This is a genomic window from Bradyrhizobium sp. (assembly GCF_004799445.1).
In the GTDB taxonomy this organism is placed as follows: Bacteria; Pseudomonadota; Alphaproteobacteria; order Rhizobiales; family Xanthobacteraceae; genus Bradyrhizobium.
The window spans coordinates 38,711-58,323 of sequence record NZ_SSNA01000128.1 but is presented as its reverse complement, the minus strand read 5'-3'; the positions used below and the strand labels follow the sequence as shown (position 1 = coordinate 58,323).

Sequence of the window (19,613 nt, the reverse complement as noted above, 5' to 3'; positions counted from 1 at the left end):
CGTCCGGTCTGGGTCAATCGCGTCGATCTTGGCGTGTCCGCGGCATGTCTGGTGATGGGGTAATATCGGAAATGCTGGCTGTCCGGTTTTGCCGGTCGGCCTCGGCCGGAGCTATTCACAGGAACAAACTCGCAAACCAGCCCGGCGGGCAAATCAGTCGGTCCTGGTAAATTTCCCTGTCCAGTCCTCGTCGCAAAAATATTTGGCTTCGCGCGTCGGGCAAATCACTTCTACAAATCTCGCCGTCCTGTCCCGAAAGAGGGGCGTTGCGCAACGTCATCAACGCGGGAGGGGATGCGATGGACGCGGGCGGCGTTGGAGACGAATGCGCCAGCTTGCGGACGGCGAAGTCGTGTGGTCCTGACGCCTCGACGCCGGCGTCAAGCTCTTGAGAAGCAAGCTTCCCAGGGGTGACGGTGACAAGAAAGCCCGATCACCGGGGAGAGCACGAAGGAAACCGTTAAAACCATTCGCGTGCGGGAATGCCGGGTGATCTCGGCGCAACCGTGGTGACTAACGCGCGTGCTTTCTACACTACACGCGCGGCTGCGGGTGCGAAGGGCACCCGGCATTCCCCACGCCCTCTGTTTTCAAGGGGCGGACGTTTTACGCAAACCCCGGACGCAACACGTCGCGGGATCGCGAAGCCGTATCTGCATTTGCCGTCATTGCGAGCGGAGCGAAGCAATCCCCTCGTTCCTTCTGCCGAACTATGGATTGCTTCGCTCCGCTCGCAATGACGATCGTGGTGGACTGGATTGCTTCGCGGAGCCTGTCATCGGGCGCGCATTCGCGCGGCCCGTTGGCTCGCAATGACGGTCTCATGCTGCTCGCGTCAAAACGGTTTGCTCAGGAACTTCGAGCCTTTCAACCCGTATCGCCAGGGTAGCTCGACCGCCTTGGTGATGCCGATCCGCACGCCGGCGACGATGTCGGGTTTGCTTTCCCGCGCGAACAAGGCGAGCGGCGGCACATCGAGCGGCAGTCCGTTGTGCTTGTGGGTGATGCCGAGCGCTTCCGTCAGTTTACCCGGCCCCGAGCACAGCGATCGCGCGTCGTGCAGGTGCCGCCGGCGCCGCATTGCCGCCAGGCCGTGGGTTGGCTCGATCGCGCGGATCAGCACCGCGCTGGCGGAACCCGGCTTTTCGCAGACGAAATTGACGCACCAGTGGATGCCGTAGGAGCGATAGACATAGACGAAGCCGGGCGGACCGAACATGACCGCATTTCGCGGCGTCGGCCCCCGGAAGGAGTGCGCGGCAGGCTCCGTGTGGTGATAGGCCTCGACCTCGACGATGATGCCGCCGACGCCGTCCACCAGCAGCGTCGCGCCGATCAGGTCGGGCGCGACCTCGTGCACGCTGCGGGCAAAGAAGGCGCGCTTCAGCGCTTTGCCAGCGCCGTGCCCGTTCAATGTGCGATTTTGAGCCATTCCGACCGATATGCTAGGAAGTTGGTGGGTTGCAAGGCGAGGGCGGTTGCGATTCCCGGTGCAGCGGACTAGCTAAAGCCCAGAGAATGGACAGTCCATGGTCGTCGTCGTCGATACCGTTTCAGCCACGCCGCTGCGCCCGCGTCACCCCGAAAAGGTGAACCGGCCGGACGCGTTGTCGCCACCGAAGCCGGACTGGATCAGGGTGCGGGCGCCGACCACGCGCGGCTATGCCGATACCCGCAACATCGTCAAGGAAAACGGCCTGGTCACGGTGTGCGAGGAGGCGGGCTGTCCGAATATCGGCGAGTGCTGGGACAAGAAGCACGCAACCTTCATGATCATGGGCGACACCTGCACCCGGGCCTGCGCCTTCTGCAACGTCAAGACCGGCATGCCCGGCGCGCTCGACGCCAACGAGCCGGACCACGTCGCGGAAGCGACCTTCAAGCTCGGGCTCGCCCATATCGTCATCACCTCGGTGGATCGCGATGACCTCGCCGACGGCGGCGCCGAACATTTCGCGCAAACCATCCGCGCCATCCGCGCCCGCTGCCCGACCACGACCATCGAGATCCTGACGCCGGATTTCCTGCGCAAGGACGGCGCGCTCGAAGTGGTGGCGGCGGCGAAGCCCGACGTTTTCAATCACAACCTGGAAACCGTGCCGTCGCGCTATCTCAACGTGCGCCCGGGCGCGCGCTATTTCCACTCCGTCCGGCTGTTGCAGCGGGTCAAGGAAATCGATCCGACCATCTTCACCAAATCGGGCATCATGGTCGGACTTGGCGAAGAGCGCCACGAGGTCCTGCAGGTGATGGACGACCTCCGCTCGGCGGATGTGGACTTTCTGACCATCGGCCAGTATCTGCAGCCGACCCGGAAGCACCACGCCGTGATGCGTTATGTGACCCCGGATGAATTCGCAGGCTACGAGAAGGTCGCCTATACCAAGGGGTTCCTGATGGTGTCGGCGAGCCCGCTGACCCGTTCATCGCATCACGCAGGCGATGATTTCGCAAAACTGCAGGCGGCGCGAGCTGCGCTTCGGCTCTAACCGCTGCAACGGGATGCGAATGTCAGAGCCGGGACATTAGTCGATGCCGAAATTCAACTCTAGGCGCCGGGTCAACCACAGCGCGCCGCAGATGTTCGACCTGGTTGCCGACGTCGAGCGTTACCCTGAATTCGTGCCGCTGTGCCGCGCGATGAAAATACGTCAACGCACGCCGAAGCCCGACGGCACCGAAATCGTCATCGCCGACATGACGGTTTCCTTCAAGCTGGTGCGCGAGGCCTTCACCAGCCGGGTCACGCTGGACCGCGCCAATTTGAAGATTCTGGTCGAGTACCTGCAGGGGCCGTTCAGCAACCTCGAGAATCGCTGGACGTTCGAGCCGAAGTCGGAAGATGCCTGCGATGTCGGATTCTATCTTGCCTACGAATTCAAAAGCCGGATGCTGGCGATGCTGATGGGTACGATGTTCGACACCGCATTCCAGCGCTTCGCCGCGGCGTTCGAAAAGCGCGCCGACATGATTTACGGCAGGCCGGGCATCGCAGGCAAGGCATCGACGTGAGCGCGCATCGCGCGGCTTGTCGAACTAGGTTCGCGGCGGTCGCCGTCGTTTGACCGCGCCACGGCGCGGCGTTCGCGCCAGGCGGGGATGAACCCGGCTGGTCGCCGCGCGGCGCGGTTGGGTCGCCGCCTGTGGTCCGCGGGCCAGTTCCGTCAGCATTCGCAGCGCCTCGACCACGGAACGCTGCCGCACCGCGCTGCGGCCGATCGCGCCGAAGCGGCATTCGCGATGCAAAATTCGGCCGTCGCGGGCGGCCACGGCAAAATGCACCAGTCCCACCGGCTTGCCCGGCGTGGCGCCTCCGGGGCCGGCGATGCCGGTGATGGAGACGGCAAGATCGACGCCGGCGCGCTCCAGCGCGCCGACCGCCATGGCCGTCGCGGTTTCCTTGCTGACCGCGCCGAAGGTGGCGAGCGTCGTGACCTTGACGCCGAGCATCGCGCGCTTGGCCTCATTGGAATAGGTCACAAAACCGCGGTCGATCACATCGGAGGAGCCCGGGATATCGGTCAGCACGCCGGCGACGAGGCCCCCGGTGCAGGATTCCGCGGTCGCAATGGTCAGCTTGCGCATCCGGCAAAGATCAAGCAGCGAGCGGGAGAGGGCGCGGGCGTCGCTGCCGCTCATTTCAGTCGCTCCAACCCTTGCCGTCCCGGCCTTGATCGTCCCAACCTTTATCATCCCATGGCAGGCGAATGGTGGCGCTCGCGGTCGCGGCGATGCCTTCCTCGCGGCCGGTGAAACCGAGCCGTTCGCTGGTGGTCGCCTTGACGGCGACGCGCGAGATGTTCAGCCCGGCGATCTCGGCGATCCGCGCGCGCATGGTGTCGCGCAAGGGCCCGATCTTCGGCCGCTCGCAGATCAGCGTCACTTCCAGATTGGCGATGCGGCCGCCGCGCGCGGTGACCCGATCGACCGCGTATTTGAGGAATTTATCCGATGCCGCGCCCTTCCATTTCGCGTCGCTGGGCGGAAAATGCGAACCGATGTCGCCGTCCGCCAGGGCGCCGAGAATGGCATCGACCAGCGCATGAAGGCCGACGTCGCCATCGGAATGGGCGAGGAAGCCGCGGGTGTGCGGCACACGAATGCCGCAAATCATCAGATGATTGCCCTCGCCGAAGGCGTGAACATCGTAACCCGTTCCGGTTCTGACATCGCCGAGCTGGCTGGCGAGGCGGGCTTCCTCGCGGACGAAATCTTCCGGTGTCGTCAGTTTCATGTTCGCAGGATCGCCTTCAAAGGTCGCCACCGTCAATCCCGCCCATTCCGCAAGCGCCGCGTCGTCGGTGAAATCATTGCGGCCTTCGCGCGCCGCGCGGCGATGGGCATCCAGAATGATATCGAAGCGGAACGCCTGCGGCGTCTGCGCGATTCGCAAACGGGCGCGCTCCGGCGTCGCCTCGACATTGCCGCTTCCGTCGACCAGCTTGATGGTGTCAGCGACCTGTATCGCGGGAATCGCCGCGCCGGTGGCGGAAGCTGCATTGATCGCCCGCGAAATCAGCGCGGCTGAGACGAAAGGTCGCGCCGCGTCGTGGATGAGAACCACGTCGGGATTCTGGGAAGCGAGCGCCTCCAGTCCGGCATGCACCGAAGCCTGGCGGGTCGCCCCGCCCTTCGCGGGCGGTTCGTGGCGCAGCTCTCGCACGGCATCATTGAACATCGCGATGTCGTCGGGATTCAAAACCGGCTGCACGGCCAACACTTGGGGATGGCGGCAAAATGGCTCCATCGCCCGGAAAATGACGGTCTGCCCGCCGATGGAACGGTACTGTTTCGGTCCTCCCACGCCAGCCCGAAGGCCGCGTCCGGCCGCGACGAGGATGGCTGCAGTCCGCTCAGGTTTCGGCATGGGGCTCGATTACGGGCAAAACGGGATTGCGAGGGACACGGGGGGTTGGCTGGCGCACTGCCCTTATCATGCTCACGCTGCGAAAAAAGAATGATTCCCATCGGCTGTGGTTAAAAGCATATTTTGCTGCAGTGCACTTGCAAGATTGCAGGAACTGTCTAAACTGTAGGCATGAAACTTGACTGCACAAGATTTGTGCGCAAAATGGATCCCGGCAGACGCGATGAGGCGTTGGCCGAAACAACGAGAAATCCGTGACCCGTTCGGAGCCCTTCTATCTTAAGCCGTTGAAAATAGGCGATATTGAGCTCGCCAACCGGGTTCTTCTGGCGCCCATGTCGGGCATCACGGACGCCCCCTTTCGGCGCTTGACCGCGGCCCTTGGGGCCGGACTCGTGGTTTCCGAAATGACCGCCAGCGACGATCTCGTCAATGGACGCCCGATGTCGCGGCTACGGTGCGAGGCGACCGGAATTGGTCCGCATGTCGTTCAGCTCGCGGGCTGCGAGGTCAGGTGGATGGCGGAAGGCGCCCGCATCGCCGAAGCCGCGGGAGCCGCAATTATCGATATCAATATGGGCTGTCCCGCGCGCCATGTGACGGGCGGCCAATCCGGTTCGGCGTTGATGCGCGATCTGGATCACGCCCTGAGGCTGATCGAGGCGACAATCTCGGCGGTGAAGGTGCCGGTGACGCTGAAGATGCGGCTCGGCTGGGACGATCGTTCCCTCAACGCACCGGAATTGGCGCGCCGCGCCGAGGCCGCAGGCGTGCAGATGATTTCGGTGCATGGCCGCACCCGCTGCCAGTTCTACAACGGCAAAGCCGATTGGGGCGCGGTGCGCCCGGTCAGGGACGCCGTTCGCATTCCGCTCGTGGTCAACGGCGACATCACTTCGTTCGAGCAGGCCGTGGTCGCGCTCGAAATGTCGGGCGCCGATGCGGTCATGGTTGGTCGTGGCGCGCAGGGCCAGCCGTGGTTGCCGGGCCAGATCGGGCGTCGCATCGAAACGGGAGTCGTCGAGTTCGCGCCGTCGCTGACGGAGCAGCTCAAATATATCCGCGCGCTCTATGACGAGGTTTGCAGTCATTACGGGCTGCGAATCGGTCTTCGTCATGCGCGCAAGCATCTTGGCTGGGCGCTGCAGATCGCAGCCCAATACAGCCGGACGCCGGCGACGACCCTCAAGGGCTGGCGCGAGCGGATTCTGACGTCCGACAGTCCGCACCTCGTGCATCGATCCCTGCAAGATGCCTTTGACGACTTTGCATGGAGCGCTGCTGCATGACTTCTGCCGCAGAACACCGCCGACCCGTGCCCTCCCAAGCCGAGGCCATCCTCAACGCGCTGCCCAATCCCGTGCTGCTGGTTGCGCCCGACGGCAGGATTGTCGATGCGAACATGGCGGCCGAATCGTTTTTCGATATCTCCACTCAATTCCTGCAACGTCAGTCGTTGAAGGAATTGGTGCCGTTCGGTAGCCCTTTGCTGGCGCTGATCGACCAGGTGCGCTCAAGCGGTTCGCCGGTCAACGAGTACAAGGTCGATCTCGGTACGCCGCGAATGGGGGGCGATCGTCAGGTCGATCTTCACGTCGCCCCACTCACCGAGAGGCCCGGTCATATCGTCGTGATGCTGCAGGAGCGCACCATCGCCGACAAGATGGACCGGCAATTGACCCACCGCAGTGCAGCCCGTTCGGTGATCGCGCTGGCCGCGATGCTGGCGCACGAAATCAAGAACCCGTTGTCCGGCATCCGCGGGGCCGCGCAGTTGCTCGAGCAGGCGGCCTCGTCCGAAGACCGCATGCTGACGCGGTTGATATGCGATGAGGCTGACCGCATCGTCACGCTGGTCGATCGCATGGAAGTGTTCGGGGATGACCGGCCGGTGGCGCGCGGCCCGGTCAACATTCATTCGGTGCTCGATCACGTCAAGCGGCTCGCGCAATCAGGATTCGCGCGCAACATCCGCTTCGTCGAGGAGTACGATCCTTCGCTGCCACCGGTGCTCGCCAATCAGGACCAGTTGATCCAGGTATTTCTGAATCTGGTGAAGAACGCCGCCGAAGCCGTCGCCGATCTCGGCAGCGACGCGGAGATCCAGCTCACCACCGCATTCCGTCCGGGCGTACGCCTGTCGGTGCCGGGCAAGAAATCACGGGTGTCCTTGCCGCTGGAATTCTGCGTCAAGGATAACGGTCCCGGCGTGCCGGAGGACCTGTTGCCAAATCTGTTCGACCCGTTTGTCACGACCAAGCCGACGGGCAGCGGGCTCGGCCTGGCGCTGGTGGCCAAGATCGTCGGCGATCACGGCGGCATCATTGAATGCGAGTCGCAGCCACGAAAAACCATCTTCCGAGTGCTGCTGCCGATGTTCAATACCGCAAAACACTTCGATCACGGCGACCGCGATGACGTTTCCGGTACGTCGTTGCATGCCTCACAGAACTCAAGATGAGGAATAAAAATGCCCGCAGGTAGCATACTTGTCGCTGACGATGACACAGCCATCCGTACCGTTCTCAATCAGGCGCTTTCGCGCGCCGGATACGAGGTGCGACTGACAGGAAACGCGGCGACGTTGTGGCGCTGGGTGAGCCAGGGCGAGGGCGATCTGGTCATCACCGATGTGGTGATGCCCGACGAGAACGCATTCGATCTGTTGCCGCGGATCAAGAAGATGCGGCCGAATCTTCCGGTCATCGTGATGAGCGCGCAGAACACTTTCATGACTGCGATCCGCGCTTCCGAGCGCGGTGCTTACGAATATCTGCCGAAGCCGTTCGACCTCAAGGAATTGATCGCGATTGTCGGCCGCGCGCTGGCGGAGCCGAAGGAGCGGGTGGCGAACCATGCCGATGACTCCGAATTCGACTCCATACCGCTAGTCGGTCGTTCACCCGCGATGCAGGAGATCTACCGGGTACTGGCGCGGCTGATGCAAACCGACCTCACGGTGATGATCTCCGGCGAGTCCGGGACCGGCAAGGAACTGGTGGCGCGCGCGCTGCACGATTACGGCAAGCGGCGCAATGGGCCGTTCGTCGCCGTCAACATGGCGGCCATTCCGCGCGATCTCATCGAGTCGGAACTGTTCGGTCACGAACGCGGCGCATTCACCGGCGCCAACACCCGCGCCTCCGGCCGGTTCGAACAGGCCGAAGGCGGCACGCTGTTTCTTGACGAAATCGGCGACATGCCGATGGAAGCGCAGACCAGGCTGTTGCGGGTGCTGCAGCAGGGAGAGTACACGACCGTTGGCGGCCGCACGCCGATCAAGACCGACGTGCGGATTGTGGCGGCGAGCAACAAGGATCTGCGCATCCTGATTCAGCAGGGCCTGTTCCGCGAGGACTTGTTCTTCCGTTTGAACGTCGTGCCGTTGCGGCTTCCACCGTTGCGCGAGCGCATCGAGGATTTACCCGATTTGATCCGGCATTTTTTCGCGCTGGCCGAGAAAGACGGCTTGCCGCCGAAGAAGCTCGATGCGCTGGCGCTGGAACGGATGAAGCAGCACCGCTGGCCCGGCAACGTACGCGAACTCGAAAACCTGGCGCGCCGGCTGGCGGCATTGTATCCGCAGGACGTGATCACCGGTTCGGTGATCGACGGCGAATTGGCTCCCCCGGCCGTGGCATCGGGTGGCAACGCCCACCACGGCATTGACAATCTCGGCGGCGCCGTCGAAGCCTACCTGTCGTCGCATTTTTCGGGTTTCCCCAACGGCGTGCCGCCCCCGGGCCTCTATCACCGGATCCTCAAGGAAATCGAGGTGCCGCTGCTCACCGCGGCGCTGGCGGCCACCCGGGGCAATCAAATCCGGGCGGCCGACCTGCTGGGCCTCAACCGCAATACGCTGCGCAAGAAGATTCGCGATCTGGACATCCAAGTCTACCGCAGCGGTAATTGAGGGTCTGAAGAACCGGAACGGCGCTTTCGCCCCTTGGAGGGTGCCAGCTTGTGGCCTGTTTCCTTCCCCAAGCTGGATCGCGCGCCGCGGAATTGTCGCAATTTGGCAACATTGTGATATGAATGCATCAGTCCGCCGCTGCGGACGGTTTTGCCTTCAATTCATCTTTTGCCGGAATGACCAGCGTAGACACCTCGGCCGCCCAGTTCGACCCGTCGCTCGCTGAACCCAAGGGGTTAACCCTGCGGCGGCTGCTGGCGCCGTTTGCGATCGGCCTGGCGTTGTTATCGGCATTCCTCACCTTCGTGGTGCTCACGGGCCTGACCCGGATAGAGCCGACGCGCGAAGTCGCCGTTTCCTTCATGCTGATGAATGGCGCCACCATCCTGGTGCTGGTTGGCATCATCCTCCGCGAAGTCTGGCAGGTGATGCAGGCCCGGCGCCGGGGCCGGGCGGCGGCCAGGCTGCACGTCCAGATCGTCAGTCTTTTCTCCGTCATCGCGGTGTTGCCGGCGGTGCTGGTGGCGGTTGTCGCCAATGTGACGATCGATCGTGGTCTCGACCGCCTGTTTTCAGGCCCGGCGCGTGACGTGATTCAGAACTCGCTGATTATTGCGCGTGCCTACATGCAGGGACACGCGCAGCTCATTCGCGGCGATATCATGGGAATGGCCAACGATATTGCTCACGCGCGGCCATTATATGACCAGGATCGAAAATCCTTTCGCGAACTGCTGACCGCGAGCGCCGCCTCTCGCAACTTGCCGGGGGCGATGCTGATCGACAAGGATCGCAATGTGCTGGAGACCGCGCAAACCGGCATCCAGCTGGCCTTCGCGGCGCCGCCGCCTGAATTCCTCAGGAACGTCAACGAAACCGAGCCTGAGATCGCGGTGCTACCCGAAGAGAATTACGTCGCGGCGGTGATCCGGCTGCGGGCCTTCAACGACACCTTCCTCTACGTCGCCCGCCTGCTTGATCCCCACGTCGTCGCCCAACTCAAACAAACCGAGGCAAGCGTCGCCGAATATGCCGAGATCGAATCGCGCCGGCTCGGCATTCAGGTGAATTTCGCGCTGATATTTGCGGTCATCGCCCTGACCATCCTGATGGCATCCATTCTCATCGGGTTGAATTTCGCCAATTGGCTGGTCGCCCCGATACGCCGGCTGATGGGAGCTGCCAATATGGTCTCGACCGGCGACCTCCACGTTCAGGTACCGGTGCTCCGCTCGGAGGGCGATCTGGCGCGGCTCGGCGAAACCTTCAACAAGATGACGCAGGAGCTGCGCACCCAGCGCGACGAATTGGTGAGCGCAAGCGACCTTATCGACAGCCGGCGCCGGTTCATCGAGGCGGTATTGTCGTCGGCGAGCGCCGGCATTATCGGCGTCGATGCTTCGGGCAGCGTCGGCATTCTCAATCGCTCCGCCGAAAAGCTCATCGGTCACGCGGAATCGGAGACGCTGGATCATCCACTGTCGGACGTGCTGCCCGAGCTCGATGAAATGATGAAAACCGCGCGGGAGAGCACGCAGCGGCTGGTGCAGGGCCAGATCACGATAAATCGCGAGGGCCATGAACGGATTCTTTCGGTTCGCGTTACCGCCGAGCAGACCAGCCAGACGCGCGACAGCTACATCATCACGCTTGACGACATTACGGAGCTGGTTTCCGCACAGCGAACCTCGGCTTGGGCCGACGTCGCGCGCCGGATCGCGCACGAAATCAAGAATCCGCTGACCCCGATTCAGCTCTCGGCCGAACGCATTCGCCGCAAGTTCGGCAAGGTGATCACCGAGGACAGGGCCGTATTCGAGCAATGCACGGATACGATCGTTCGGCAGGTGGATGACATCAGGCGCATGGTCGATGAATTCTCGCGCTTTGCGCGAATGCCGAAGCCTGTGATCGAAGGCGAGGACGTCGCCGACACCGTGCGTCAGGCCGTATTTCTGATGCGGGTCGGACATCCCGACGTCGAAATCGAAGCCCAGATCAGGGGGGAGCCAATGCGGGCGCAGTTTGACCGCCGACTGATTTCACAGGCGCTGACCAACATCATCAAGAACGCGACGGAGGCCATTGAGGCGGTGCCTGCGGGCGAGCTGGACAAGGGTCGTATTGATGTCATCGCCGCGCGCGAAAACGATGACATTGTGATCGACGTCATCGACAACGGAATCGGCCTGCCGAAGGTGAGCCGCGCGCGCCTGCTGGAACCCTATGTGACGACCCGCGAGAAGGGCACCGGTCTTGGGCTGGCGATCGTTGGCCGGGTTCTGGAAGATCACGGCGGCCGGATCGAACTCAATGATGCCTCGGACGTTCGTCCGGGTGCTCGAGGAGCCTGGGTGAGGTTGCGATTTGCGGTATCGGGGCACGCACCGACAGTCGAGGCGCCGGCCCATGCAGCAAAATCCGCGGCATCTGAAACCGCCGAGCCCGCTGACACGACCAATCATCAGACCAAAATCGAAGCCGCAACAGGCAACTGACAAGACAGGCGCGACCCCATGGCAAATGACATTTTGATTGTCGATGATGAAGCCGACATTCGTGACCTGGTCGCAGGGATTCTTGACGACGAGGGTTTCACCACCCGGACCGCGCGCGACAGCGATTCCGCCCTGGCGGAAATTGCAAATCGCCGTCCGAATCTGGTGTTTCTTGACATCTGGTTGCAGGGCAGCAAACTCGACGGCTTGCAATTGCTGGAGCAGATCAAGCGCGACCATGCCGATCTTCCGGTCGTGATGATCTCCGGTCACGGCAATATCGAAACCGCGGTCGCCGCCATCAAGCGTGGCGCCTACGACTTCATCGAGAAACCGTTCAAATCCGACCGGCTGATCCTGGTCGCTACGCGAGCGCTGGAGACCTCGCGCCTGAAACGCGAGGTGAAGGAACTCAAGCAACTGGCCCCGGCCGCGAGCGTCCTGACCGGCCGCTCGGCCTGCATGAATCAGCTGCGCCAGACCATCGACCGGGCCGCCAAGGCCAATAGCCGCATTCTGATCGTGGGACCCTCGGGGTCCGGCAAGGAATTGGCGGCGCGCACGCTGCACTATGCGTCGAGCCGTGCCGACGGACCCTTCGTTGTCATCAACGCGGCGGCGATCACGCCGGAACGCATGGAAATCGAACTGTTCGGTGTCGAGCAATCCAACGGCGAGCATCCGCGCAAGGCCGGTGCGCTGGAGGAAGCCCATGGCGGCACCCTGTTTATCGATGAAGTCGGCGACATGCCGCGCGAAACCCAGAACAAGATCTTGCGCGTGCTGGTGGACCAGACTTTCCAGCGGGCGGGGGGCACCACCAAGGTCAACGTCGACGTCCGCATCATTTCCTCGACCGCCCGCAATCTGGAAGAGGAGATCGCAGAGGGCCGGTTCCGGGAAGACCTCTATCACCGCTTGTCGGTGGTCCCGATCCGCGTCCCGCCGCTGTCGGAGCGCCGAGAGGATATCCCGGAACTCATCGACTATTTCATGGATCAGATCTCGGTCGCGACCGGCCTGCCGAAACGCCAGATCGGCCAGGATGCGATGGCGGTCTTGCAGTCCCACGTCTGGCCTGGAAACGTCCGGCAGCTTCGCAACAATGTCGAACGGGTGATGATTCTGGCTGGCGGCGGCCCGGAAGTCATCATCACGGCCGACATGCTGCCGCAGGACGTGGGCTCGATGGTGCCGGCCATGCCCACCAGTAATAACGGCGAACATATCATGGGCCTGCCGCTCCGCGAGGCGCGGGAAGTATTCGAGCGCGATTACCTGATGGCGCAGATCAGCCGCTTCTCCGGCAACATCTCTCGCACAGCGGAATTCGTCGGCATGGAGCGGTCGGCCCTGCATCGCAAGCTGAAGGCCCTCGGGGTAGGTTGAGCGCCGGACTGGCCGGTTTGTTCATCGGCCACGAGAAATTTCATCTCTTTCCGGGTTTTTACGGAGAATCGGGCCCCAGTTCGGCGCAGTTGACGCGCGAACTTGCTTGCCTAAAAACCAAGCCTGCCTTCTAATCACGCTGCCGCGCTCCCCGGAGGGGGATCTCAGGGGTGCAGGCAACCGGGGGACGCTCCGATAGAGAGCAGCAATCGGTTCAATAAAAAGAAGCAAACAAGACTGCGAGATAAAAACAATGGCGGCAGACCGCGCACAAAATCTACAGGACACCTTCCTTAATCACGTTCGTAAAACCAAAACGCCACTGACGATCTTTCTGGTCAATGGAGTAAAGCTGCAGGGGATTGTCACCTGGTTTGACAATTTTTGCCTGCTGCTGCGGCGCGACGGTCACTCGCAGCTCGTCTACAAGCACGCGATTTCGACCATCATGCCGGGCGCTCCGATCCAGCTGTTCGAAGGCGGCGAGGATGCTCCGGCTTGAGAGTGAACTGATTGGAACCCCGAAATCCTGACGGGGATGCCGACCGTCCGCGGTCGGTAGCGGGCAAACCAAGCGGGCGGGTGATCGTCATCGGCCCCTATCTGCGCATGCGCCGCGGCGATCCCGACGCGCAAACGGAATCGCATGCCCTGCGCGGCTCCGAGGCGAGGCTGGAGGAAGCCGTCGGCCTGGCGCGCGCCATCGACCTGACCATCGCCGATGCCCTGATCGCATCGGTGAGCCAGATCCGGCCCGCGACCTATCTTGGCAAGGGCAAGGTCGAGGAGATCGTCGGGCTCGTGACCGGTCACGAGATTGAACTTGTTGTCATGGACTGCGCATTGTCGCCGATCCAGCAGCGCAATCTCGAGAAAGCCTGGAATACCAAGGTCCTCGACCGGACCGGGCTGATCCTTGAAATCTTCGGCCGCCGCGCCAAGACCAAGGAGGGGGCGCTTCAGGTCGAACTGGCGCATTTGAATTATCAGCGCAGCCGTCTCGTGCGGTCGTGGACCCACCTGGAGCGGCAGCGCGGAGGTTTCGGGTTCATGGGTGGTCCCGGTGAAACCCAGATCGAGGCCGACCGCCGCCTGATCGGCGAGCGCATCACGCGGCTTGAGAACGAAATCAAGAAGGTTCAGGCGACGCGGCGGCTGCATCGCGCCGGGCGGCAGCGGGTGCCATACCGCGTGGTGGCGCTGGTCGGTTACACCAATGCCGGAAAGTCGACGCTGTTCAACCGTCTGACCCGCGCCGACGTTCAGGCGGCCGACATGCTGTTTGCAACGCTCGATCCGACATTGCGGGCGCTCAGTTTGCCGCATGGCGGCAAGGCGATGCTGTCGGACACGGTCGGCTTCATTTCCAACCTGCCGACCCAACTGGTTGCCGCGTTTCGCGCGACGCTGGAGGAAGTGCTGGAAGCCGACGTCATTCTCCATGTCCGCGACATCTCGCATGAAGATACCGATGCGCAGCAGCGCGATGTCGAAACCGTGCTGCGCCAGTTGGGCATCGACCCCGATGCGGGCATACGCATTCTCGAGGTCTGGAACAAGATCGATCGCTTTGATCCGGAGAGCCGCGAAAACCTGCGTAATATCGCCGCCCGTCGGCCGCCGGAGCGGCCGTGTTTCCTGGTTTCGGCCGAGACCGGGGAGGGGATCGACGCGCTGCTCGCCGCGATCGAAGACAGGCTGGCGGCAACACGCATGACGCTGGATCTGTCAATCGACGCCGCCGATGGCGCCGGCATCAGCTGGCTGCACCGCAATTCGGAAATCCTCAACAAGGAATTCCACGATGGGCGGTTCGACATGACCGTGCGAGTGGATCAAACCAAACGCGACATCGTGGTCAACCGCTTCGACGCCGTGCCGCACGCAGTTCAATAAACTCATCTTTATCCCGATCAAGGCCACGATCCATCGCCTCAGGCGTTGGTCACTCTTCGCCCTTCGCCTCGTCCCACAGCGCATCCATTTCCGAAAGCGATGCACTCTCGAGGGACCGTCCCTGTGCCGACAGCGCCCGCTCGATATAGCCGAAGCGGCGCTCGAATTTGGCGTTGGTGCCGCGTAGCGCGAGTTCAGGATCGACGTCGGTATGTCGCGCCAGATTGACCAGCGCGAACAGCAGGTCGCCGGTTTCTTCCGCCAGCTCGCTGGCCACGCCGCGGTCGAGGGCCACCTCGATCTCGTCGGCCTCTTCGCGAATTTTGCGCAACACCGCGCGCGGATCGTTCCAGTCAAAGCCGACGCTCGAGGCCTTACGCTGCAATTCCATGGCGAGCGCCAGCGCCGGCTGACCCGCTTTGACATCCGACAACAGCGATTTGTGAGAGGTTTCGTCCGATGGCCGCCGTGCCGCGCGTTCGGCCTTTTCCTCGGCCTTGATGCGCTCCCAGGCGCCCTTGACGTCCGATGGCGTCAATCGTCCGTCCTTGTCGGCGAAAACATGCGGATGCCTTCGAATCATCTTGCGGGAGATCGCGTCGACCACGTCGCCGAAATTGAATGCATTCTGTTCTTCCGCCATGCGGGCATGAAACACCACCTGCAGCAGGAGATCGCCGAGTTCGTCGCGCAGGTCATCGAGATCGCCGCGCGCGATGGCGTCGACGACTTCATAGGCTTCCTCGATGGTGTAGGGAGCGATGGTCGCGAAGTTCTGTTCGAGATCCCAGGGACAGCCGCTGCCGGGCGTTCGCAACGCCGCCATGATATCGAGCAGGCGTGAAATATCGCGGGAAGAGGTCATAGCGCACCGGGGCTGGACGAGGTCATCGGCCTTGTATGCCGCAACACGAGCGCTCATCCCAGTAAAACGAATCGAGCCGCCGGTGATTTCCACCCATAAGATCCAAGGCGAGGCTCAGAAATAGGCGCGCCCCGTTGGGTGCTACTTCGGGCTGCTTGGTGAGCCGAAAGTCGTCGCAGCGGATTCGCCTACTTCTGGGCGTCGCCTTGCTCGGCGGCCATGAGGCCGGCGAGCAATGGAACGTCTTCAAGCCTCTGCCGTGCTGCGAGATGGATTTGCGTGCCGGGCATGGCGTAACGCCTAGCGAGGCCCGCAGCGTCGGCTATCGCGCGCAACCGCTGCGCGTCGTAACCCTCGGCGAAGAAGGCCACCGTGTCCGGGGAGGTCGTCGTCTCGCTTGGCGTCGATCCGTTGCCTTGCAGAAACGGTACTTCTTTTTGCGCAAAGCCATTTGGAGCGAGCGCGGCGATGCTGTTGTCAACAAGCAAGCGGCCGAGCATCGGTCGTGCTGCGCTCAACGCCGCCGCGGCGCGATCGGTCGCAGCCTGCTGTGCGCGGGAGGGCGGGTCCCAGAACGCCTGAGGAAGCGGCAGTTGTCCGGGATCGTGTATCCCGACACCAGGGAAGAAGCTCAACGCCAGCAGCGTGGCGAAACCCGCGAGGACCGAGGTCGGGTCGCCCGCGTTCCCTGTCCGTTGCTGCTGTCGCATCACGCCGATCAGCGGCCAGGCCAGAGCGATAAGAAACGGAAAAGCGTAGTAACTCACGAGTGCGCCGGCGAGCGGACTTTTCGCCAGCAGGTGCAGTAGCGCCCATGGAATACCGGCAACAAACCCCAGCACGACGCAGGGGTTCCGTGCTCGCAGCGCCCATATGCAGGCACCAAGAGCAGGATACAGGATGTATGGACGGCCGACCAGGAAGAAGCCGATACGGTGTGCAATCAGGCCAGCACCTAGATGCGCGAGGGGCGGGTCACCGACATATACCCGCGCGAATGCTGATGTCTCCGGGAATATGAGGCGCTGCACGGCCATCGCGGCGATGGCGTAGAACAACGCCGCCAGCGCGAAGGTGCATTCCGTCCGTTGCTGCCGCAACGGTACGCCACAGGCTGCATTCAGCATGACCAGTAGGCCGAGGATCGCCACATAGTGGAACCCGGCATCCTCGCGGGTCGCCAGCCCCAGGACGAAAAAGACGACGGCGAGGCGTGGATGGCCAAGCACCTGTGCCACGGCGAACAGCAGGAAGAAGGCCGCGATCAGCGTCTCGAAATGCGGGTAGCGTGCAATTGCGATCGCCAGCCCGCTGAAGGCGAAGCCTAGCGCGGCGAGAGCCGCGATCCACGGTCCCACGCCGCGCCGCAGGCCGAAGCCCTCCACCAGCAGCCAAAATACCGCAAGCGCCAGCAGCGCGTGGCTGAACCCAACAATGCCGGCGAAAAACTGCGGCATTGACAATGGCAGACACCGGCTAAGCGCCGAGGCAGGCAGGAATAGCAGCGACACGTGCGTGCCGAAGTAGCTGCTTCCGCCAAGGCTCGCCGGTTGCGTAAGGGCCGCATCGCTGTGCCACATCAGGGATGCAAGCAGGCCAGTGTCCAGCACGAAGCTGCCCCGTGCATAAAAGTGGAACAGCACGAGGTTTGCGAATGCCACGAAGGGGATGCCGATGGCGAGCATCGCCGCCGCAGCAATGCCGACGTTTTCCCATCGGGCGGAGACGAATATGCCTATGCGGGGCAAACCGGCGGATGAGGGGCGCCCAGAGTGCATGCTATCGTCTCCGCAATTTCCTGCCGCGCCCGTCAGGCCTGAATATGGCCAGAACTGGCAAACGGCCTATTTCCGCAGCATAGGCTTCCTTTGCTGAAAGGTACGTAAAGCGACATGGCCCGGCTCGCCGCCATGATGTCGAGCAGGCGCGAAATATCGCGGGAAGGGGTCATGATGCACCGGGCCAGACGAGGTCATCGGCCGTGTAATGCCGCAACACGAGCGGCTCATCCCGGTAATACGAATCGAGCAGCCCGTGATTTCCACCGATAGGCAGAAAACCGGCTGAGATCACCGATGCCGCATCCGTGAATCCGCGATGACCGCGATCACATGCCGTGGTGGGCGTGCCAGTGCTTGGCGCGATGGTGCTTGGCGTGATGGCGTGGCTCCACTGCCACCTCATCGGATTTGCCCGGCGTACCCTGGTTCTTTTGCGCGGCGCTCATCGGCCCCATCGCTAGCCAGAACGTAGCGCCATTCTCGGAACCAGAAGCAGAGACAAGTTGTGGGGAGGTTATTGCAAGGGCGCAAATTGCTGCCAGTTGCACAACGTGGCGAGGCACGATGTTCATGATCTCATTCCTGCCTGTAAGGATGGTTGTGTACCAAGCCAGCGTAATGCTTTGCCAACACAACTTAAAGACAGTGCGGGGTTAATTTAAAATAGCTGGCGTGCGCGGGTGATTTGCCCGCGCATGTTCGTCATGATGGCCGAAAATCCTCCGGCCTCAATTCGATCGGCGAGCCATGGGGCGTTCGGTCGGCGGCGTGGTCCCAGGCGTCGCGGTAGCGATGCTGGTCTTCCAAAGTCACGACGCCCTTCGCCGCGACCAGCTTCTCCAGTGTCGCGAGCCAATGCCGGTAATAGGTCGTGCCATCGTCGGGATCGCCGCACGCCTGCGCGCGCTTGATTTCATCGGCAAGCGCCGCGGCCCACTCGGTCCAGGTGAACAGGCCGCGCTCATGCAGTGAGAGCGCTATCGCAAAGGCCTGCGCCTCCCAGGGCTCGCGAAACACCGGCCCGACGTCGTCGCGGGGGAGATCGGGGAGGGCGCTGGTGGCGCGCGCCGCAGCGGCGTCCGTCATGCCCCCTCCAGATACGGTTCGAACGCGTCGATGGATATCTTGACGGTGGGGTCGGCATCCGGGCCCCATAATTCGGCCCCGTCGAACACAACGGTGTAGAGCCATTGCGGGTTCTCGCCGGCTTCCATCGCGGCGGAGTCCGGAAAAACGTTGCAGCCGAGGTTGCGCTCGACCACCCCGACATGGCCGCGGGTGTAGCGCGGCAGCCGCGTGTGCGTTGCCGGATGCATGTTCTTGGCTCGCACGCGGTCGCCCGGCTTGAACCTGGCCGGGGCGGGAGCGTTGCGCCCGAACTTGCCGCGCACCATCACGCGCTCGACGTCGCCGACCGTGAACTTGCCGCGCTTGAGCGGCTTGGCCGGTTCTATCGCGTGGCCGGCCGCGATCTCCGAGGCCGCGATGTAACCCTTGTCGATCAACAGGTCTTCAAGGCCAAGCAGCCATTTCTGGTAGTACGAGCTCGCGAGATAGATATCCGGCGGCAATGTCTCCCGATAGAACCGCGAGGCATCGATATTGAAGGCGCCGGCCGCGCCCATCGCGCGCACCATCGCCAGCACACGAGCTTCCCATTCGCTGTGAAACATCGGCTCGTTCGGTTCGACTTCGACCTTGCCGAAGCCATCCATGCCGCCCATGTCATGCACGCCGTTCACGACGACGCTCCCGGCCTTTTGGGAAACCCGGTGCCGATCATCGAGTCCCGCGTCACCAGCTCGGCGAGCTGCGGCTCGTTCCAGCCATCGGTGCCTTCGGGGCGCATCGGCAGCACCAAAAAGCGCGTCTCGGCGGTCGAGTCCCAGACCCTTATCTCGGTCTCCCTGGGCAGGCTGACGCCAAAATCGGCGAGGACGCCGCGCGGGTCCTTGACCGCGCGCGAGCGGTAGGGGGCGGCCTTGTACCAGACCGGCGGCAGCCCCAGCATTTCCCAGGGGTAGCAGGAGCAAAGCGTGCACACGACCATGTTATGGCGCGTTGGTGTGTTCTCGACCGCAACGAGATGATCGCCGACGCGGCTCACGTGACCGAGTGTGCCCACGGCCTTGCTGGCGTCCTCGAGCAGGAACTGCCTGAAGGCAGGATCGGACCAGGCCTTGGCGACCACCCGCGCGCCGTTGTGCGGGCCTATCTTGGTTTCGTAGGCCTGGATAATGGCATCGAGCGCGGCGGGGTCGACATAGCCTTTTTCGGTCAGGATGGTTTCGAGCGCCCGCACGCGCAATTCCGTCTCGGACAGTTCCGAGTGGTCGTGGTGATGATGATCGTGTTCGGTCATGGCTGCAAGAATAAACGCAATGTTCGGTTGGTGTCGAGGGTG

General features: G+C 62.8%; 18 protein-coding genes. 9 read left to right on the top strand and 9 right to left on the bottom strand.

All coding sequences use genetic code 11. The features are described 5' to 3' along the window. Window positions 1-835 precede the first annotated feature (835 nt). Window positions 836-1,432, bottom strand: coding sequence for a DNA-3-methyladenine glycosylase (locus tag E8A46_RS17995; protein WP_291563579.1), 597 nt, complete (start codon window positions 1,430-1,432; stop codon window positions 836-838). 97 nt (window positions 1,433-1,529) lie between these two features. Between E8A46_RS17995 and lipA the strand changes: the two genes are divergently transcribed. Together lipA and E8A46_RS17985 are read left to right on the top strand one after the other, a co-directional pair. Next, window positions 1,530-2,489 carry a lipoyl synthase gene (gene lipA / locus E8A46_RS17990; protein WP_291563576.1) on the top strand — a complete coding sequence of 320 codons (960 nt, stop codon included), beginning with the start codon at window positions 1,530-1,532 and terminating at the stop codon, window positions 2,487-2,489. A 43-nt stretch (window positions 2,490-2,532) separates the two neighbouring features. Further along, a complete protein-coding gene (locus E8A46_RS17985; protein ID WP_291563573.1) occupies window positions 2,533-3,012 on the top strand; it encodes a type II toxin-antitoxin system RatA family toxin in 480 nt (159 codons plus the stop codon). Between the two features lie 24 nt (window positions 3,013-3,036). On the opposite strand, the gene E8A46_RS17980 is transcribed toward E8A46_RS17985, so the two are convergent. Together E8A46_RS17980 and E8A46_RS17975 are read right to left on the bottom strand one after the other, a co-directional pair. Beyond that, entirely contained in the window at window positions 3,037-3,639 is a 603-nt protein-coding gene (locus E8A46_RS17980; protein WP_291563570.1) for a CinA family protein, read from the bottom strand. Window position 3,640: 1 nt separating this feature from the next. Next, on the bottom strand, window positions 3,641-4,867 hold the full coding sequence (locus tag E8A46_RS17975; protein WP_291563565.1) for a bifunctional 2-C-methyl-D-erythritol 4-phosphate cytidylyltransferase/2-C-methyl-D-erythritol 2,4-cyclodiphosphate synthase: 1,227 nt from the start codon (window positions 4,865-4,867) through the stop codon (window positions 3,641-3,643). 287 nt (window positions 4,868-5,154) lie between these two features. On the opposite strand from E8A46_RS17975, the gene dusB reads away from it, so the two are divergent. From dusB to hflX, 7 genes are all read left to right on the top strand, one after another. Beyond that, the gene (gene dusB, locus E8A46_RS17970) at window positions 5,155-6,156 is read left to right on the top strand and encodes a tRNA dihydrouridine synthase DusB (RefSeq protein WP_291563582.1); all 1,002 of its coding nucleotides are present in this window, start codon (window positions 5,155-5,157) and stop codon (window positions 6,154-6,156) included. Next, complete coding sequence (locus E8A46_RS17965) at window positions 6,153-7,328, top strand: nitrogen regulation protein NR(II) (protein ID WP_291563562.1); 1,176 nt, start codon at window positions 6,153-6,155, stop codon at window positions 7,326-7,328. Before dusB ends, E8A46_RS17965 begins: the two co-directional genes overlap by 4 nt. Before the next feature lie 9 nt (window positions 7,329-7,337). Further along, window positions 7,338-8,780: a nitrogen regulation protein NR(I) gene (gene ntrC, locus E8A46_RS17960; protein ID WP_291563559.1), complete on the top strand. Its 1,443-nt coding sequence runs from the start codon at window positions 7,338-7,340 to the stop codon at window positions 8,778-8,780. A 176-nt stretch (window positions 8,781-8,956) separates the two neighbouring features. Continuing rightward, window positions 8,957-11,278 carry a PAS domain-containing sensor histidine kinase gene (locus tag E8A46_RS17955; RefSeq protein WP_291563556.1) on the top strand — a complete coding sequence of 774 codons (2,322 nt, stop codon included), beginning with the start codon at window positions 8,957-8,959 and terminating at the stop codon, window positions 11,276-11,278. Between the two features lie 18 nt (window positions 11,279-11,296). Further along, window positions 11,297-12,667, top strand: coding sequence for a sigma-54 dependent transcriptional regulator (locus tag E8A46_RS17950; protein WP_291563553.1), 1,371 nt, complete (start codon window positions 11,297-11,299; stop codon window positions 12,665-12,667). A gap of 253 nt (window positions 12,668-12,920) precedes the next feature. Then, window positions 12,921-13,169: an RNA chaperone Hfq gene (hfq, locus tag E8A46_RS17945; protein WP_006020546.1), complete on the top strand. Its 249-nt coding sequence runs from the start codon at window positions 12,921-12,923 to the stop codon at window positions 13,167-13,169. A gap of 11 nt (window positions 13,170-13,180) precedes the next feature. After that, a complete protein-coding gene (hflX, locus tag E8A46_RS17940; RefSeq protein WP_291563550.1) occupies window positions 13,181-14,563 on the top strand; it encodes a GTPase HflX in 1,383 nt (460 codons plus the stop codon). A 49-nt stretch (window positions 14,564-14,612) separates the two neighbouring features. On the opposite strand, the gene mazG is transcribed toward hflX, so the two are convergent. The 6 genes from mazG to nthA form a co-directional block, all read right to left on the bottom strand. Then, window positions 14,613-15,428, bottom strand: coding sequence for a nucleoside triphosphate pyrophosphohydrolase (gene mazG / locus E8A46_RS17935; RefSeq protein ID WP_291563547.1), 816 nt, complete (start codon window positions 15,426-15,428; stop codon window positions 14,613-14,615). A 188-nt stretch (window positions 15,429-15,616) separates the two neighbouring features. Further along, the gene (locus tag E8A46_RS17930; protein ID WP_291563544.1) at window positions 15,617-17,206 is read right to left on the bottom strand and encodes a hypothetical protein; all 1,590 of its coding nucleotides are present in this window, start codon (window positions 17,204-17,206) and stop codon (window positions 15,617-15,619) included. Between the two features lie 329 nt (window positions 17,207-17,535). After that, window positions 17,536-17,781 carry a hypothetical protein gene (locus E8A46_RS17925; RefSeq protein ID WP_291563541.1) on the bottom strand — a complete coding sequence of 82 codons (246 nt, stop codon included), beginning with the start codon at window positions 17,779-17,781 and terminating at the stop codon, window positions 17,536-17,538. Between the two features lie 130 nt (window positions 17,782-17,911). After that, window positions 17,912-18,295, bottom strand: coding sequence for a nitrile hydratase accessory protein (locus E8A46_RS17920; RefSeq protein WP_291563538.1), 384 nt, complete (start codon window positions 18,293-18,295; stop codon window positions 17,912-17,914). Beyond that, a complete protein-coding gene (gene nthB, locus E8A46_RS17915; RefSeq protein ID WP_291563535.1) occupies window positions 18,292-18,951 on the bottom strand; it encodes a nitrile hydratase subunit beta in 660 nt (219 codons plus the stop codon). Before nthB ends, E8A46_RS17920 begins: the two co-directional genes overlap by 4 nt. Next, window positions 18,948-19,571: a nitrile hydratase subunit alpha gene (gene nthA, locus E8A46_RS17910; RefSeq protein WP_291563531.1), complete on the bottom strand. Its 624-nt coding sequence runs from the start codon at window positions 19,569-19,571 to the stop codon at window positions 18,948-18,950. The genes nthB and nthA overlap by 4 nt, the downstream gene beginning before the upstream one ends. Between the last annotated feature and the right edge of the window lie 42 nt (window positions 19,572-19,613).